1 rRNA gene is annotated in these 2,205 nt (G+C 53.4%); it reads left to right on the forward strand.

Annotated features, from left to right (window positions below):
- Window positions 1–32: 32 nt before the first annotated feature.
- Window positions 33–2,205 (forward strand): 23S ribosomal RNA (locus tag ACFQ24_RS04015); the annotation flags it as partial.

The raw sequence follows: 2,205 nt of genomic DNA on the forward strand, positions 1-2,205 counted from the left end.
CCTTCAGGGTTGTCGTTGGTGGTGTGGGCTCTCAAGCGTGAGGTAAGGGCATCTGGTGAATGCCTTGGCATGTACAGGCGATGAAGGACGTGGCACGCTGCGATAAGCGTGGGGGAGCTGTGAGCAAGCTTTGATCCCGCGATTTCCGAATGGGACAACCCACCTTCACCATTTAAGGCTTGCCCAGCAGCAATGCTGGTCGAGCGTTAAATGGGAGAGGTATCACTAAGCTGAATAAAATAGGCTTTGGTGAAGCGAACCCGGAGAACTGAAACATCTCAGTACCCGGAGGAAAAGACATCAACCGAGATTCCGTTAGTAGTGGCGAGCGAACGCGGACCAGGCCAGCGCCTGGTGTTTAACTAGCAGAAGCTTCTGGAAAGGAGCGCCATAGCGGGTGACAGCCCCGTATGCGAAAGTGAAACATCAGGACTTGAGTAGGGCGGAGCACGTGAAACTCTGTCTGAACATGGGGGGACCACCCTCCAAGCCTAAATACTCGTACATGACCGATAGCGAACCAGTACCGTGAGGGAAAGGTGAAAAGCACCCCGATGAGGGGAGTGAAACAGTACCTGAAACCGGATGCCTACAAGCAGTTGGAGGGCTCTTGAAGCCTGACAGCGTACCTCTTGCATAATGGGTCTGTGACTTAGTGTATCGAGCAAGCTTAAGCCGTTAGGTGTAGGCGCAGCGAAAGCGAGTCTGAACAGGGCGATCATAGTTCGATGCATTAGACCCGAAACCCGGCGATCTAGGCATGACCAGGCTGAAGGTGCGGTAACACGCACTGGAGGGCCGAACCGTTTAATGTTGAAAAATTATCGGATGAGTTGTGTTTAGGGGTGAAAGGCCAATCAAGCCGGGAAATAGCTGGTTCTCCGCGAAATCTATTGAGGTAGAGCGTCGGATGATTGCCGTTGGGGGTAGAGCACTGGATGGATGCGGGGGTCGCGAGATCTACCAATTCTAACCAAACTCCGAATACCAACGAGTCTAGTCCGGCAGACAGACGGCGGGTGCTAAGGTCCGTCGTCAAAAGGGAAACAGCCCTAACCTACAGCTAAGGTCCCCAAGTCACGTCTAAGTGGGAAAGCATGTGGGATTTCCAAAACAACCAGGAGGTTGGCTTAGAAGCAGCCATCCTTTAAAGAAAGCGTAACAGCTCACTGGTCTAAACAAGAGATCCTGCGGCGAAGATGTAACGGGGCTCAAGACGTGCACCGAAGCTTAGGGTTCAGATCGCAAGATCTGAGCGGTAGCGGAGCGTTCCGTAGGCCGTTGAAGCGGGAGGGTAACCGACCGTGGAGGTATCGGAAGTGCGAATGCAGACATGAGTAGCGATTAAGAGGGTGAGATGCCCTCTCGCCGAAATTCCAAGGGTTCCTGCTTAAAGCTAATCTGAGCAGGGTAAGCCGGCCCCTAAGACGAGCCCGAAGGGGGTAGTCGATGGGAACCACGTTAATATTCGTGGGCCTGGAGGTGTGTGACGGATGATGTAACTTGTTCGGCCTTATTGGATTGGTCCGGGCAGGGAAATTGTCCCAGGAAATAGCCCCTCCGTATAGACCGTACCCTAAACCGACACAGGTGGAATGGTAGAGTATACCAAGGCGTTTGAGAGAAGTATCCTGAAGGAACTCGGCAAATTGCCTCCGTACCTTCGGAAGAAGGAGGCCCCATCTTAAGGCAACTTTTGATGGGGGGCACAGGCCAGGGGGTAGCGACTGTTTAGCAAAAACACAGGGCTCTGCTAAGTCGGCTTCAAGACGACGTATAGGGCCTGACGCCTGCCCGGTGCCTGAAGGTTAAGAGGAGGAGTGCAAGCTCTGAATTGAAGCCCAGGTAAACGGCGGCCGTAACTATAACGGTCCTAAGGTAGCGAAATTCCTTGTCGGGTAAGTTCCGACCTGCACGAATGGCGTAACGACTTCCCCACTGTCTCCAGGATATGCTCAGCGAAATTGAATTCTCCGTGAAGATGCGGAGTACCCGCGGTTAGACGGAAAGACCCCGTGCACCTTTACTGCAGCTTCAGAGTGGCATTAGGAAAGAACTGTGTAGCATAGGTGGGAGGCTTTGAAGCGATGACGCCAGTTGTCGTGGAGCCATAGGTGAAATACCACCCTGTTGTTTTCTGATGTCTAACCTCGCACCGTCATCCGGTGCAGGGACCCTCTGTGGCGGGTAGTTTGACTGGGGCGG

This window comes from Sphingobium olei, assembly GCF_042678845.1.
In the GTDB taxonomy this organism is placed as follows: Bacteria; Pseudomonadota; Alphaproteobacteria; order Sphingomonadales; family Sphingomonadaceae; genus Sphingobium; species Sphingobium olei.